We start from the raw sequence: 15,846 nt of genomic DNA on the forward strand, positions 1-15,846 counted from the left end.
AGCGAATATAGGCTCGAAATGACTGGAATTTCCAAAAGTTTTGGTGTTGTTTCTGTCCTAGAAAATGTAAATCTAAAAGTAAAGCCAGGAGAAATCCATGCTTTATTGGGCGAAAACGGTGCGGGAAAATCTACTTTGGTTAAAATTCTTAGTGGAGTACATCAAAAAGATAGTGGTAAGGTTGTCTTAAATGGAGAAGAAATCAACCCGAAAAACACGCACGACGGACAAATACTAGGAATTAGTGTGGTGTATCAAGAGTTGTCTTTAGTAAACGATTTATCGGTTGCAGAAAATATTTATTTACACAAGTTAGGTGCAAGTAAATTTTGGATGAATTGGACAAAAATAACAAAAGATGCACAAGAATTAATAGATTCTTTAGGTTTCGAAATTGATGCTTCTGCAAAGGTTAGAGACTTAAGTATTGTGCAAAAACAAGTAGTAGAAATTGCAAAAGCTTTATCCGAAGATACTAAAGTACTAGTGTTAGATGAGCCTACTACAGTTTTTGATCCTACAGATACTAAGAAGTTATTTGAAAACCTTTTTAAACTAAAAGCAAAAGGAATTTCAATTATTTATATCTCACATCATTTAGAAGAAATTTTTAAAATAGCAGATTCAATTACGGTATTAAGAGATGGAGTAGATACCGGAAGTATGGCGGTAGCCGATACAGATACAGATGGTGTAATACGATTAATGATTGGTCGTGAATTAAAAGATTTATATCCTACAAGAAATGTTGTAATTGGAAAAGTGCCTGTTTTTGAAGTTAAAAATTTAACGGCAAAGGATAATTTGGTGCATGATGTATCTTTTTCGGTAAGACCGGGAGAAGTGTTAGGAATTGCAGGTTTAGGAGGAAGTGGAAGAACGGAAACAGCGAAACTTATTTTTGGTGCTGACAAGAAGAAATCGGGAACTTTAATTTTAAACGGAAAAGAAATAACCACCAAAACTCCTGTTTGCGCAGTTGGTCATCAAATTGGTTTTGTATCCGAAGATAGAAAAGAAGATGGTGTGTTTTTACCACTATCTATTAGAAGAAATATAAGTGTTACTAATTTTACAGGTATTTCTGGCAAATTAGGTTTTATCAATACAGAAAACGAATATAAAAATGTTTTAGGTTTAATTGAAAAGTTAAATATTAAAGCACCTAGTTCTGAGGTTGATGTTAAAAATCTAAGTGGTGGAAATCAGCAAAAAGTAGCTTTAGCAAAATGGTTAAGTATAGATAGTAAAGTAATATTTATTGATGAACCTACACGTGGAGTAGATGTTGGTGCAAAAATTGAGATTTATAACCTTATAAATGAAGTTGCTAAAAAAGGTGTTGCAGTAGTGGTTATCTCTTCTGATATGCCAGAAATAATGGGGATTTCAGACCGTATTTTGGTGATGCATGAAGGTACATTTTACGGCGAATTATCTAAGGAAGAGTTTTCTGAAGAAAACATTCTACGTTACTCAATAGGGAAAGAATTAAAAAAAGCAATTTAAAAAACTAAAAAAATAAAATCATGGCATTCACATTAAAACAACAATTAAGTAGCCCTGGGGGGTTTCTTAAGTTTCTAGTAAAATACAATACAATATTCATTTTTATATTGTTGGTCGTTTTTTCAGCATTTATTTCTGATGTATTTTTTACTTCTGTAAATCTTTCAAATTTATTAAAACAAGTATCTAGTATTGGTATTATCAGTATTGGTATGTTGTTGGTAATATTAACAGGCGGAATCGATTTATCTGTAGGTTCTATGGTGGCTTTATTAGCTGTCGTTTTTGCAATTTTAGTCAATACGGTTGTATTACCCGCGGCTATTGTATTAACCATTGCTTTAGGTTTTGGTTTAGGTAGTGTCTCTGGATATCTTGTAGCTTACCAAAAAATGGCGCCATTTGTGGCAACTTTAGCTTTAATGACCATTGCAAGAGGTTTAGGGTTTATCTACTCTAAAGGATCACCAATTACGTTTAGAACATCAGGAGGAGAATTTATGTCAAACTTTGCAAATAATTCTACTTTAGGGATTCCTAACATTGCAATTGTGTTCTTTTTAATTGTAATTTTTGCCATGGTAATGCTACGTTACAATGTATTTGGTAGATTAATAATTGCAATTGGAAGTAATGAAGAGGCTTCTCGTTTATCGGGTATAAAAGTAAATAAATACAAGTTTTTAGTCTACGCAATTTCTGGAGCTTTGGCGGCAACTGCTGCTGTTGTTGTGGCTTCTAGAACCAATTTAGGTTCTCCAAATATGGGAATGGCCTGGGAGTTAGATGCCATTGCTGCTGTAGTAATTGGTGGTGCAAGTTTAAATGGAGGAAAAGGAACTGCTATTAACACTTTAATGGGAGTACTTATTTTAGGTTTAATAGGTAATATTTTAAACCTATTAAATGTTCCTTCTTATCCACAACAAGTCGTAAAAGGTGCAATTATCATTTTTGCTGTATTGTTACAACGTTTTGAAAGTAAATAAAAAAATATATCATGAAAACTTATAAATTAAACAACCATAACTTATCTCAATTTTCCGAAGTAGTTTCTATCCCCCAATACGATAGATCTAAAGTAAAAGCAGGTATTGTACATGTTGGTGTTGGTGGCTTTCATAGAGCGCACGAAGCCTATTATACAGATCAATTGTTGCATAAAGAAACAGAAGGAAATTGGGGTATTTGTGGTATTGCATTATTAGAATATGATGCTAAAATTTACAATACTCTTAAAGATCAAGATGGTTTATACACATTAATTGTAAAAGAACTAGATGGTACTTTAACCAAACGAGTAATTGGATCTATTGTAGAGTATTTATATGCTCCTGAAAATCCAATAAAAGTGGTTGAAAAAATGGCGAATCCAGACATTAAAATCATCACTTTAACTATTACAGAAGGAGGTTATAATTATAGTGAAGCAACAGGGGAATTTAATTTCGAAAATTCTGCTATTCAGTTTGATTTAGAAAACCCACAAGCACCAAAAACAATTTTTGGCTTCTTAACGCAAGCTTTAAAAATGCGTAAAGAAAAAGGATTAAAAGGTGTTACCATTCAGTCTTGTGATAATATTCAGGGAAATGGGCAGATGGCAGAAAAAATGTTGCTGAGTTATGTAAAAGTTGCTGAACCAACATTAGTGTCTTGGATTAATGAAAATGTTTCGTTTCCGAATGCCATGGTAGATCGAATTACGCCTGCAACAAATGCTACAGATATTTCTAGTTTAAAAGAAACATCGGGTATTGATGATGCTTGGCCAGTAGTTTGTGAGCCTTTTAAACAATGGGTTATAGAAGATAATTTTGCAGCAGGAAGACCTGCTTGGGAAACTGTTGGCGCTCAGTTTGTTGATGATGTGGTTCCGTTTGAAAAAATGAAATTAAGCTTATTAAATGCAGGACATACAGTTTTAGGCATTCTAGGTGATTTAATGGGGTACGCAACTATTGATGAGTCTGTACATAACAAAGAGATACAAAACTTTTTACATAATTATATGAATATTGAAGTAACACCAACTTTGGCAGGATTAGAAGGTGTTAATCTAGAAGAATACAAAGAGTCATTATTACAACGATTTGGAAACATATATATTAAAGATCAAATTGACAGAATTTGTTCTGAAAGTTCGGCTAAATTTCCAATATTTATTTTACCAACAGTAAACAAGCAATTAGAAAATAAAGGTTCTGTTCAGTTTGCAGCTTTTGTGGTAGCTGCTTGGGCAATTTATAGTTTAGGAAAAAATGAAAATGGTAAACCTTTATTAATTAAAGATGCCATGCAAGGTATTTTGAATGATAAAGCAATAGCCTCGAAAGAAAATCCTACAGAATTTTTAGAAATAGCAGCTGTTTTTGGAAAGTTAAAAGAGTCTAAAACTTTTGTAGATGCGTACACAACTTCTTATCAAAATATTACAAAAAATGGTGTAGAGAAATGTGTTATTATTATGAATAATTCTATACTTAATTAATAGCTTATGAAAAATATAGTTTGTTTTGGTGAGGTTTTATGGGATGTATTTCCGAATCATAAAAAAATTGGAGGAGCACCCTTAAACGTAGCTTTAAGATTACAATCTTTAGAGAACAAAGTTGCTGTAATTACAAGAATAGGTAAGGACGTGGCTGGAGATAAAATAAAAGACTTTATTGAAGAACGAGGAGTACAAACGGAAAATGTCCAGATAGATGCAACTTTAAAAACAGGAGAAGTAGCTGTTGTTTTAGATACAAATGGAGCAGCATCTTATACTATAAATTTTCCAAGAGCTTGGGATGGTATTCAGTTAACAGCAACAGCAAAAGAAATTACTAAAAAATCTGATGCTTTTATCTTTGGTAGTTTAGTTGCTAGAAATGATGTTTCTAGAGATACTTTATATCAACTTTTAAAAATAGCAAAATATAAAATTTTTGATGTAAATCTTAGAGCTCCACATTATACAATAGCTATCTTAAATGATTTAATGCAGGAAGCTAGTTTTATCAAATTTAATGATGATGAAATTTTTGAAATAGCAAAAGGGTTAGCGTTTAGTTCAAACTCATTAGAAGAGAATATAAAGTTTATTGCAGAAGCTACAAACACAAAATCTATTTGTGTTACAAAAGGTGGTGATGGTGCTATTTTATATTATAATGATGTTTTTTACTATAATAATGGTTATAAAATTGAGGTTGTAGATACAGTTGGAGCAGGAGATTCTTTTTTAGCATCCTTAATTAATAAGTTATTAAAAGGAACTTTGCCTCAAGAGGCGATAGATTTTGCTTGTGCAGTAGGTGCTTTAATAGCTGGTAGCGAAGGAGCAAATCCTGAAATTAAAGAAACAGAAATTTTAAACTTTATTAAACAAGCAACGATATAAAAGTCGAGTTTTGATAGAATAAAAAAAAGGTTTCTCATTATAATGAGAAACCTTTTTTTTGTTTAAGAATATAATATAAAAAATACGCCTAACATGATTCCGAAAAGCGGAATTAGTTTTTTACGTTTATTTTGTTCTTTAAAAATAAGTCCACCCACCACCACGGCAATTAAAATCTGACTTCTTTTTATGGCAGACAATAACATAATTAATGCATCAGGATCTTGTAATGCCTTAAAATAAAAGTAATCTGCTGTCTGTAATAAGATTCCCACTGCGGGTATAGACCATCTCCATTTAAAAGCTTTTCTTTTATCAGCATAGGGAAACCATGTAATAGATAAAATAACAAACAAGATTAGTATAGTATAAAAACAGAACCAAAATTGTAATGTTTGAGGGTTTAGTGTTAAACTTTGTATTAGAAATTTATCATACAAACCACTAGAAGCTCCTAAAAAAGTAGCACCTATAATTGCAAAAATCCATTTATTTCTTTTAAAGTTAATTCCTTCCTTTTTTCCAATTTTAGAATATAAAAGTACCGAAAGAATAATTAGGAAAAAACCAATCCATTGTAAAAAGTTTGGTTTTTCTTGATAAATAAAAATGGCACCTATAAACGTGAAAAAAGGGCCTGCAGATCTAATTGGTGTTACAATAGTAATTGGTAAATGTTTTAAAGCCTGATAAGCCAAAACCCAAGAAGCTGCCATTATCATCGATTTTATAAAAATAAACCCATGAGTAGTCCAAGGAATACTTGTTATATAAAACCCTATCTTTTGCATATAATCTGGATTCCAAATAGATCCCAAATAGAAGGGAAGTATCAACAGAAAACCAGCAGAAATAGTGCCCAACAATACAGGGAAAACCTCATTACCTTGTACGGCATGTTTTTTACATAAATTGTGTAACCCTAAAAATAAAGCAGCTAAAAGTCCTAAGTACATCCACATAATGCGCACGAAGATACTAGAATCAAAAAAATATGAAACAGTTAATTATTAGTATTTTATTTAAAATTAAAAACATCAATTAAAATTAAGGTTAACTTGTTGTTAAATAGTGTTTTACTTTTTGTTTGATGTTTATTATTAAAAAGTTATTTTTTTAATAACAAACTTTTTCAATTTTTTAAGAGAATAAACGCTATCTTTTGTAGGTATTTTAAGAAAGTACCTAAATGCAGGTTTTTTAATTAAAAAAAGCGCTTTTATTGTTGTTTTTTATAGATTTCACTATTGTTTTCGTCTTTTTAACAAATAAATGCATATCAATTATATCCTTATTGTTGATTTATTAAAGATTTGGTATCAATTTATTATTATTACTGTAAAAAAATAAATGAAATAAAATTACTATTACAATAATCGCAACATAATTTAAAAATCATTGATATTTTCATAAAACTAATTTATATTTACTAAAAAATTATAAGATTTGAAAAAAACTACAACACTACCGCTATTTTCAACTTACGAATTAGATTCTAGATTTTATGATGAGCTCTTTAATAAGAATAATGAAATAAGAGAAGTTTATAAAACTTTGTATAATTTATTTGGATCTTATTCTGTGTCAGAATTCGATCGTTTAAATAAAAAGGCAAAAGATTCTTTTTTTAATTTAGGAATTACGTTTCAGGTTTATGGTGAGAAGGAGGTAAAAGAGAAAATTTTTCCTTTCGATTTATTTCCAAGAATTATTAATAATAAAGAATGGACGACCATAGAAAAAGGTGTTTTGCAAAGAAGCAAAGCGCTAAATCTTTTTCTTTGGGACCTTTATCATGATCAGAAAATTATAAAACAAGGTATTGTACCAGAAGATTTAATTAAATCTTCTGTCAACTTTTTACCTCAAATGATTGGGTTAGATCCTCCTGGAGGAATTTATAATCATATTTCTGGTACCGATTTAATAAAACATTCTGATGGTAATTATTATGTTTTAGAAGATAATATTAGATGTCCTTCTGGTGTGAGTTATGTCATTGGAAATAGAACTGCTGTAAAACACGCGTTGTTTGGTGTTTTTAATCAATACAATGCACATACTGTTGTAGATTATGGTTCTAAGTTATTAGAAACCATGGAATCTGTAAAACCGAATGGAGTAGATGCTCCTGTTTGTGTTATTATTACGCCTGGTGTTTATAACTCTGCTTATTATGAGCATTCCTTTTTAGCAAAACAAATGGGTGTTGTTTTAGTAGAAGGACGAGATCTGTTTGTAGAAAATGGATTTGTATATATGAGAACTATTTATGGGCCAGAAAAAGTAGATGTTATTTATAGAAGAATAGATGATTTATTTATAGATCCTCTAGTCTTTAAAAAGGATTCTATGTTGGGAGTTCCTGGGTTGTTTTCTGTGTATTTAAAAGGAAACGTAACTTTAGTAAATGCACCCGGTACAGGTGTTGCAGATGATAAAGCTGTTTATACGTATATGCCAGAAATTATTAAATACTATTTAGATGAAGAACCTATTTTAAATAATGTACACACCTATCATTGTAGTAGAAAAGACGAATTAAAGTATGTGCTAGAAAACATTGATAAGTTGGTTGTAAAACCTGTTGATGAGTCTGGTGGATATGGAATTTCTATTGGTAGTAAATTAACAAAAGAAGAAATTGAAAAAGTTAAAAAGACAATATTAGCAGACCCTAGAAAATACATAGCACAACCTATTATGTCTTTATCTACACACCCAACGTATGTGGATGAAAATGAGTCTTTTGAGTCTAGACACGTAGATTTAAGAACTTTTACTTTATTAGGAAAAGACATCGATTTTGTATTAAAAGGAGGGTTGTCTAGAGTTGCGCTTAAAAAAGGAAATTTAATAGTAAATTCATCTCAAGGTGGTGGTTCAAAAGACACTTGGGTTTTAAAAAAATAAAGAAATATGTTAGCAAGAGTAGCCAATAACCTTTTTTGGATGGGAAGATATATTGAACGTTCAGAGCACTTAGCAAGGTTTTTAAACGTCAATTATTTTTCTTCTTTAGATGCACCAGATGAATTATCACAATCTAGACAATTTGTATTGCGTTCTGTAATGTACATGTCTGCAAATGAAATTATAGATGCAGATATTACATTAGATGAAGAAGCTGTTTTATTTAATGTTGGGTTAAATTTAGAAAAACCTTATTCTGTTGTAAATACATTTGCAAATGCGCATGAAAATGCTCGAAGTTCTAGAGATTTAATTTCCACTGAATTATTTGAATGTATTAATACCGTTAACCATAGAATTAAAGCATATCCAATAGAGCTATTTGTAAAAAGTGGCTTGTATGATTTTACGTCTATTGTAACACAGTCTGCATCAGATGTAAGAAGTAAAATTAAAAGTACACTTTTACATGATGAAGTATATGCTATTATTATGTTGGGAGTTTATTTAGAAAGAGCCATTCAGGTATCAAGAATTATAAATTCTAAACTAAGTGATGTTGCTGCTTCAAAAGAACTTTATGGAGATTTAGCAGATAATTACCAATGGTCTACACTTTTAAAATGTGTTTCTACGCACGATATGATGCGTCGTTACTATAAAAAAACGCCTACTAGAAAAACAGCCTTAGAGTTTATTATTTTAAATGAAAAATGCCCAAGATCTATAAAAAATTGTTTAGCTCAAATTTATAAATATATCTGTATTATTTCTAAAGATAAAGTGATATCAAATGATTCTGCCGCTTTTTTAATTGGTAAAATGAAAGCTGAGTTTGAGTATAAATTATTTACTGATATCGATGATAATTTAGAGGAGTTTATTGCTGATTTAATAGAGAAATTAGTATTAATAGCATCTAAACTAGAAGAGAATTATTTTAATATTACAGACCCTAGTTTTGTAAAAGAACAACAAGGAAGTAATGATGAAAAAATAGAGGAAGAAGAAGTGAAAGCTGAAAAGGAAGTAACTCAAAAGCAAAAACAAAAATAAGTGTTTATATTCTTTTTGTTCATTTTGATAAAAAATATCAAAATGAACAAAAAGATAATTTTTTAGTTTAAAATTGAGTTTGATACTGACTTTGATTATTTTTTGTTGGTCTTAAATCTACAGAAACATCCATTTTGCTTTTACCTGTACTATAAATTACACCTTTTAATGGAGGTACATCATAATAATCTCTACCATGTGCAACTACAATATGTTGATTTTTTGGTATTTGATTGTTGGTAGGGTCAAAATCTACCCAACCCAAAGTAGGTATAAATACAGAAAACCAAGCATGAGAAGCATCTGTACCAATCAATTTTTCTTTACCTTCTGGTGCTACTGTTTCTATATAACCACTAACATATCTTGCAGGTAAGCCCATAGACCTAACACAAGCAATGGCAATTTGCGCAAAATCTTGGCAAACACCTTTTTTCTCTTTCATTACTTCTTTTAATGGTGTAGCTATGTTTGTAAAACCAGAAACAAAATCAAAATCGGTAAAAATACGTTGCATTAATTCATAAGAAGCTTCATATAAAGATCTTTCTGGTTTAAAAGAAACCAATGCATATTCTTTAATTACAGCACTCATATCAGAAATTAATGGAGAGCCTAATACAAATTGTCTTGCTTCAATAATGTCTGGTTGTATTCCTTTTAATAATTTTAAAGATTCTTCTACAGTCACTTTTTTTCCTTCCACAAAATTTTCTCCTTCTATTTGAAGGTTGTAATCTCTAGCAACTTTACTACGTGCGATAACAATTAGTTCTTCATGATTTTGCTGTATAGAAAAGCGTGTAACCGTATTACCAAAAAAATCTATTCTTTCAGAAATGTCTGTCGGAGTCGGACTTATTTCTAATACGTATTCTAAAACAGCTTGTCCTTTAAAACTTTTAGGTTTTAAGGTGGTTATGTTATGGCAAAAGGAAGCTCCGTTTTCATAACTATATTTTGTTTTGTGCCAAAGATCAAAAATCATATTAATTAGAAATTTTTCTATCTACCAACTGTTTCTGTTGTTGAGAGTGGTTAAAGTATGTGTCTGAAACAGACAAAGAAGTAGTGTGTAATAAATCGCTTAAATCAGATAATAATTCATCTAAATTCTTACGCATATTAGAAGTTTCATCAATTTCTAAAATTTCTTCTAATGATAAACTTTGTATTTTGTCAATAACTGATTCAATATTTTTTTGACAATCGGTCATTTCTATCGATACATTTGTATTAGGTAATCTATCAATATCTTTCTTCATTCGTTGTACTTGGTACATTAAAGATCTAGAATACTCTTTATCTAAAAGTAATAATTTCAGTACGTTTTCTATACTTAAATAAGATTTGTAACTGTATCTATAAATATTTAAACTTTCATGACTATTTAAAAGCGATTCTAAAATTTCGTATTCTAATTCTTCATTATAATTTACAATAATTAAAGATCTAAATTTTTCTATGGTCATAGAAGCTTGCTCTACCTGCAAACCAATAAAGTAGAGTAGTAGTCCTTGTCTTACTAAAATACTTTCTTCTGTTAAAGCCATAAATGCAATTAGTCTGGTAATAATTTTATCAAAAAATTTAGATAAGGTAGTAGCAGAGTAATCTTCTTCTTCTTTTAATTTGACCAATTGTTTCTGTATTCCATCAAAAACGCGCCACATATCTTTAGACCACAAGTTTCTTAAAGAATAATAAGAGTTGTTAAAGCTTTGCATAGACTGTGCAAAACCACCTATTCTTTGGGTATCTAAAGTAAGTGCTTTAATTTCTTTTAACGGATTTTTTAAAGCTTCTTCTGCTTTTTCTCCTGTAAAACCAGGAAATGTAGACGTTATGTTAGTAATAGATTGAAATAATATTTTTAAACTTTCTGATTCTGATTTCCGATCGTTGTTATATTGTACATGCGTCATTTGGTTTAAAACCATTCTTAAATACCTTGCAGTAAACAATGTTCTACCTAAATATCTACCAGACCAATATAAATTTTCGGCAGTATTACTTGGCACATCATTAATACTTTCTGTGTGCTTAGAGGTTGTTTTGTTCCAAGAATAGTTTTGTAAATAATTTTGTTTTTTATCACAAACAATCCAAAAATCTTTACTGGTTCCTCCTCTATGGTTAGATACAAATAAATCTTCTCGTTCTGTTGCAACCCTAACTAAACCACCAGGCATTACGCTATAACCATTATCTTTTGCTATAGAAAAAGTTCTACATAAAATTTTACGAGGTTCTAACTTGTCTTCTACAAAATTTGGTGCTGTAGAAAAAGATATTTTTTCTTGAGCAACAAATCTATTTGGGTTTTCTAATATTTCTGCTTTTAAATCTTTAAGTTCTTCTTTACTTAAAAACTCACAGAAATAAATATGTTCTCTATGCGATCTGTCAATTCTTTTTACCACATAAGAGGGCAGGTCTTCTAGTACATGTTTTCGTTCTTTTTCTTGTCCGCACCACCACGAAGCAATTTGTGGTAAAATCAATTTTTCTTTTAAGAAGAATTCACAGATGTTTTCCATAAATGGAATAAGGGCAGGGTTTTCTAAAATACCACTTCCAATAGGGTTTACGATGGCAACATTTTGTAAACGAACTACTTCTAATAAACCTGCAACTCCTAAATAAGAGTCTTCCTTTAATTCTAAAGGATCCATAAAATTATCATCTACACGTCTTAAAATAACATCAACTTGTTTTAATCCCTTTAAAGATTTTAACCAAACTTTACCGTGTCTTACCACTAAATCATTTCCTTTTACCAAAGGATGCCCTAAAAATGAAGATAAAAAAGAATGTTCAAAATAAGTTTCATTATGTGGTCCTGGTGTTAAAATAACCACCATTGGGTTTTCTTTATTAGACGGAGCAACATTCAACAATAATTTGTTAAAATCATTAAAGAAAGTAGAAGGTTGCTTTACATTGATGTTGTTAAATATTTCAGGTATAATTTTACTTGTAGAAAATCTATTTTCTAAAGCATATCCCATACCAGAAGGAGCTTGTGTTCTATCATTAACAACCCACATTCTTCCATCTGGACCTCTCGCTAAATCTACAGCATGTACCAATAATTGTTTTGCTGTTTTATATTCTATTTGATCGCAAGAACGTAAAAAACCTCTATGTGCATAAATTACTTCTGGCGGAATAATTCCGTTTTTAAGCAATTCACGTTTACCATATAAATCTTTTAAAATTAGGTCTAAAAGCTCAGATCTTTGTTGAATTCCTTTCTCAACTTCTGTCCATTCATTTTGATGAATCATAAACGGCACAACATTTAAATTCCAAGGTCTATTTAATCCTTTAGGATCATTATATACATTGTAAGTAACACCGTTTTCTGCTAAAAGCCAATCTATATCAGCTTGTTTAGAAGCTAATTCTTTGGGACCAATTTTTTGTAAATTGTCTAATAAAATTTTCCAATCCGATTTTTCGTCCATCTTAGAGATTAATAATTCGTCATATTTCGTTTTATTTAAAAAATAATCATATAAAATTGTCTTTTCAACTTTCTTGTCTTCTATCATCATAATTCACACTACCTATAAAAATTTCCTTACTTTTTTCTTAAATCTAAAGTATAAGGAAATTCAAAATTAACAGGCAACTCTTTAAACTTAAATCGTTTAGAGCTACTGTTTTGTTCTACACTTCTACTTGTGCTTTCTGTATTTGGGTTGATACTTTCTACAGGGTCAATTTCACCTTGTGTGTGTCCAAATTCCCAGAAGCGATTTATTCGTCTTGATTCTGCTTCATAACTATTTACTGGATATTCGTCATAAGATCTACCTCCTGGATGTGCCACAAAATAAGTACAACCACCAATAGAGCGTTTGTTCCAAGTATCTACAATATCAAAAACAAGCGGAGTATCTACAGGTATTGTTGGGTGTAAAGCAGAGAAAGGATCCCAAGCTTTATAACGCACACCTGCAACATATTCTCCATGAACACCAGTACTATTTAATTGCACTTTAACACCGTTACAACTTAATACAAAGCGGTCTTCATTAAAATTAGAAACTTTTACTTGTAGTCTTTCTAAAGAAGAATCTACATATCTAGCAGTTCCTCCACCAGTCATTTCTTCACCTAAAACATTCCAAGGTTCTATACCAGCTCTTAATTCTAAATGAATATTATTAATGTCTACCATCCCATGTAATGGGAATCTAAATTCGAAAAATGGATCGAACCAATCTTCTTTAAAGTCGTAACCCGCTTTATTTAATTGATCTACAATGTCTTTAATGTCTTCTCTTACATAATGTTCTATTAAGAATTTATCATGTAATTCTGTTCCCCAACGTACTAAATTATGTTCGTAAGGTTTTTTCCAAAACCAAGCTACTAAGGTTCTAACCAATAGCATTTGTACCAAACTCATTTTTGGATGCGGAGGCATATCAAAACCACGTAACTCTAAAATACCTAATCTTCCTGTAGAAGAATCTGGCGAGTATAGTTTATCAATACAAAATTCTGCTCTGTGCGTATTACCCGTTAAATCGGTTAATAAATGTCTAAACAATCTATCGGTTAACCAAAAAGGAACTTCTCCATCTTTCGGAATTTGATTAAAGGCAATTTCTAACTCGTATAAGTTGTCTAAACGAGCTTCATCTACTCTTGGTGCCTGACTTGTTGGCCCCACAAAAGAACCAGAGAATAAATACGTTAATCCTGGGTGATGTTGCCAAAAAGTTAACAAACTACGTAACAAACTTGGTTTACGTAATAAAGGACTGTCTGCAGGACTTGTACCTCCTAAAGTAACGTGGTTTCCACCACCAGTTCCTGTATGTTTACCATCTAGCATAAACTTTTCTGTACCTAATCTTGCTTTTTTAGCCTCGTTGTAAAAAGTAAATGTGTTTTTACATAAGTCTTCCCAATTGGTAACTGGGTGTACATTAACCTCTATAACAGCAGGGTCTGGTGTTATTTTTAGAGATTCTAATCTATTGTCATGAGGAGGTTCATAACCTTCCATAATAACAGGTACATTTAATTCTTTTGCTGTAATTTCTATGGCAGCAATTAAATCTAAAAACATTTCTGCCGTTTCTAAAGGAGGTAAAAATAAATACAATTTATCTTCTCTAATTTCTGCACAAAGTGCAGTACGTACAAAATAGTTTGGTTGGTTTAATTCTAGTCCAAAATCTAAAAAATCTTGATATCTTTTCTTTACAATATTTTTAAAACTTGGTAAACGTTTCTTTTTAGAAAATAAATCGGGTTCATAAATTGGAAAAACTTCATGTTCTGGTTTTTCCATTAATGAATCTAAAGGCAATCTTAATCCCATAGGAGAATTCCCTGGAGTTAAAAAGATGTGCTGTCTTCTAAAAGTCCAAGCACTGGTAAACCATTTATCTTCTGTTTTATTTAAAGGAAGTAAATGACCAACAGGTGTAGATGCTCCTTTTTCATAAATTTCATGTAATTTTTTACGCGCTAAAGAACCGTCTTTGTCCTTTGCAGGATCTATATCTATAGGTAAATTTCCTTGTTCCCATAAATGATAAAAAGGATCTTCGTAACTTGGTAAAATATGTTCTGTAGAAACACGTAAATATTTGGTAAGTGTTTCTAAAAATAATTTATCAGAATTTTCTGGTACAATAGGGTTATCAGCATAGCTAGATAAATACTTTTTGTTATACCAAATTGGTCTACCATCTTTACGCCAGCAAATTTCTATTTGCCATCTTGGTAAAGGCTCTCCAGGATACCATTTTCCTTGTGCATGATGTAAAACAGCTCCGTTACCAAATTTGTCATATAAACCTTTGGTTAAATCGCCAGCTAATTTTCTTTTATTTGGTCCATCTGCGGTTGTATTCCACTCTGGAGATTCTAAATCATCAATAGAAATAAAGGTAGGTTCGCCACCCATTGTTAATCTTACATCACCCTTTTCTAATTGCTTCTCTACTTTATTACCTAGTTTGTATACTTCTTTCCATTGTTCTTCTGTATACGGTTTTGTAACTCTTGGAGATTCTAAAATTCGTGTCACTTTGTTCTCAAAAAAGAATTCAGTTTCACATTTATCTGTCATTCCAGAAACTGGCGCAGCACTTTCAAAAGAAGGTGTACAGGCTAACGGAATATGACCTTCACTAGCCAAAAGACCAGAAGTAGCGTCAAAACCAATCCAACCAGCACCTGGCAAATAAACTTCTGCCCAAGCGTGTAAATCTGTAAAATCTTCTTCTGGACCAGAAGGGCCATCTAAAGACTTTTCATCAGATTTTAATTGCACTAAATATCCAGAAACAAAACGTGCTCCAAAACCTAAGTGACGTAGAGTTTGCACAAATAACCATGCATAATCTCTACAAGATCCATTTTTCTGATTCAAAGTTTCTTCACAACTTTGAACACCCGGATCCATTCTAATATTATAATTTAAAAACTCGTAAATTTTCTGGTTGATATCAATCAAAAAATAAATAGTTTTTCTAGGCGTATAATCTAATGTTTTTATAAATTCTTCTAATAATTTCCCTTTATCTGTAATTTCTAAATAAGGCTGTAACTCTTTCTTAACTGTTTCTGTATATACAAACGGATATTCTTCGGCATATTCTTCAATAAAGAAATCAAAAGGGTTTATCGTTTTTAAATCTGCAATAATCTCAACATCAATAGACATTTCATCCGTTTTCTCAGGAAAAACCAAACGAGCAACATAATTACCAAAAGGATCTTGTTGCCAGTTAAAAAATTGTTCTTCTGGCGTAATTTTAATTGAGTACGATTCTATGGGAGTTCTAGAGTGTGGTGCTGGTCTAAGTCTAAAAATATGAGGAGATAAGGATACTTTTCTATCATACTTATAAGTAGTCTTGTGTGATATTACGATTTTTAATGCCATATATACAGATATTATGAGTGCAAATTAGCGAGTTAATTTTAGATAACTTATTATAAATAAA

The 15,846-nt window shown here is 30.9% G+C and carries 10 protein-coding genes; 6 read left to right on the forward strand and 4 right to left on the reverse strand.

The features are described 5' to 3' along the window. The first annotated feature begins 18 nt into the window (after positions 1–18). From GQR92_RS01335 to GQR92_RS01350, 4 genes are read left to right on the forward strand one after another with little or no spacing between them, the layout of a single operon-like run. The gene (locus GQR92_RS01335; RefSeq protein ID WP_233269938.1) at positions 19–1,509 is read left to right on the forward strand and encodes a sugar ABC transporter ATP-binding protein; all 1,491 of its coding nucleotides are present in this window, start codon (positions 19–21) and stop codon (positions 1,507–1,509) included. A gap of 20 nt (positions 1,510–1,529) precedes the next feature. Beyond that, on the forward strand, positions 1,530–2,498 hold the full coding sequence (locus tag GQR92_RS01340; RefSeq protein ID WP_158837435.1) for an ABC transporter permease: 969 nt from the start codon (positions 1,530–1,532) through the stop codon (positions 2,496–2,498). Positions 2,499–2,509: 11 nt separating this feature from the next. Then, positions 2,510–4,000: a mannitol dehydrogenase family protein gene (locus GQR92_RS01345; protein ID WP_158837436.1), complete on the forward strand. Its 1,491-nt coding sequence runs from the start codon at positions 2,510–2,512 to the stop codon at positions 3,998–4,000. Positions 4,001–4,006: 6 nt separating this feature from the next. Further along, on the forward strand, positions 4,007–4,897 hold the full coding sequence (locus GQR92_RS01350; RefSeq protein ID WP_158837437.1) for a carbohydrate kinase family protein: 891 nt from the start codon (positions 4,007–4,009) through the stop codon (positions 4,895–4,897). 62 nt (positions 4,898–4,959) lie between these two features. Here GQR92_RS01350 and GQR92_RS01355 read toward each other — a convergent pair whose 3' ends face one another. Continuing rightward, on the reverse strand, positions 4,960–5,859 hold the full coding sequence (locus GQR92_RS01355) for an EamA family transporter (RefSeq protein WP_158837438.1): 900 nt from the start codon (positions 5,857–5,859) through the stop codon (positions 4,960–4,962). A 484-nt stretch (positions 5,860–6,343) separates the two neighbouring features. Here GQR92_RS01355 and GQR92_RS01360 point away from each other — a divergent pair, with 484 nt between their 5' ends. Together GQR92_RS01360 and GQR92_RS01365 are read left to right on the forward strand one after the other, a co-directional pair. After that, a complete protein-coding gene (locus GQR92_RS01360) occupies positions 6,344–7,810 on the forward strand; it encodes a circularly permuted type 2 ATP-grasp protein (RefSeq protein WP_158837439.1) in 1,467 nt (488 codons plus the stop codon). Between the two features lie 6 nt (positions 7,811–7,816). Then, entirely contained in the window at positions 7,817–8,866 is a 1,050-nt protein-coding gene (locus GQR92_RS01365; RefSeq protein WP_158837440.1) for an alpha-E domain-containing protein, read from the forward strand. 67 nt (positions 8,867–8,933) lie between these two features. Here the strand turns inward: GQR92_RS01365 and GQR92_RS01370 are convergent, their stop codons facing one another. Genes GQR92_RS01370 through GQR92_RS01380 form a run of 3 tightly spaced genes read right to left on the reverse strand, consistent with a single transcriptional unit; the run spans position 8,934 to position 15,785 of the window. After that, complete coding sequence (locus tag GQR92_RS01370; protein WP_158837441.1) at positions 8,934–9,854, reverse strand: transglutaminase family protein; 921 nt, start codon at positions 9,852–9,854, stop codon at positions 8,934–8,936. 1 nt (position 9,855) lies between these two features. Beyond that, a complete protein-coding gene (locus GQR92_RS01375; protein ID WP_233269939.1) occupies positions 9,856–12,426 on the reverse strand; it encodes a circularly permuted type 2 ATP-grasp protein in 2,571 nt (856 codons plus the stop codon). Positions 12,427–12,452: 26 nt separating this feature from the next. Then, entirely contained in the window at positions 12,453–15,785 is a 3,333-nt protein-coding gene (locus GQR92_RS01380) for a transglutaminase family protein (protein WP_158837442.1), read from the reverse strand. Positions 15,786–15,846 lie beyond the last annotated feature (61 nt).

The sequence above is a fragment of the Polaribacter sp. L3A8 genome (genome assembly GCF_009796785.1).
GTDB lineage: Bacteria > Bacteroidota > Bacteroidia > Flavobacteriales > Flavobacteriaceae > Polaribacter.

Bases quoted from the DNA above. Each gene is read 5' to 3' on its own strand.
- GQR92_RS01335 (WP_233269938.1), top strand. From the start codon at position 19: ATGACTGGAATTTCCAAAAGTTTTGGTGTTGTTTCTGTCCTAGAAAAT.
- GQR92_RS01340 (WP_158837435.1), top strand. From the start codon at position 1,530: ATGGCATTCACATTAAAACAACAATTAAGTAGCCCTGGGGGGTTTCTT.
- GQR92_RS01345 (WP_158837436.1), top strand. From the start codon at position 2,510: ATGAAAACTTATAAATTAAACAACCATAACTTATCTCAATTTTCCGAA.
- GQR92_RS01350 (WP_158837437.1), top strand. From the start codon at position 4,007: ATGAAAAATATAGTTTGTTTTGGTGAGGTTTTATGGGATGTATTTCCG.
- GQR92_RS01355 (WP_158837438.1), bottom strand. From the start codon at position 5,859: ATGTGGATGTACTTAGGACTTTTAGCTGCTTTATTTTTAGGGTTACAC.
- GQR92_RS01365 (WP_158837440.1), top strand. From the start codon at position 7,817: ATGTTAGCAAGAGTAGCCAATAACCTTTTTTGGATGGGAAGATATATT.
- GQR92_RS01370 (WP_158837441.1), bottom strand. From the start codon at position 9,854: ATGATTTTTGATCTTTGGCACAAAACAAAATATAGTTATGAAAACGGA.
- GQR92_RS01375 (WP_233269939.1), bottom strand. From the start codon at position 12,426: ATGATGATAGAAGACAAGAAAGTTGAAAAGACAATTTTATATGATTAT.
- GQR92_RS01380 (WP_158837442.1), bottom strand. From the start codon at position 15,785: ATGGCATTAAAAATCGTAATATCACACAAGACTACTTATAAGTATGAT.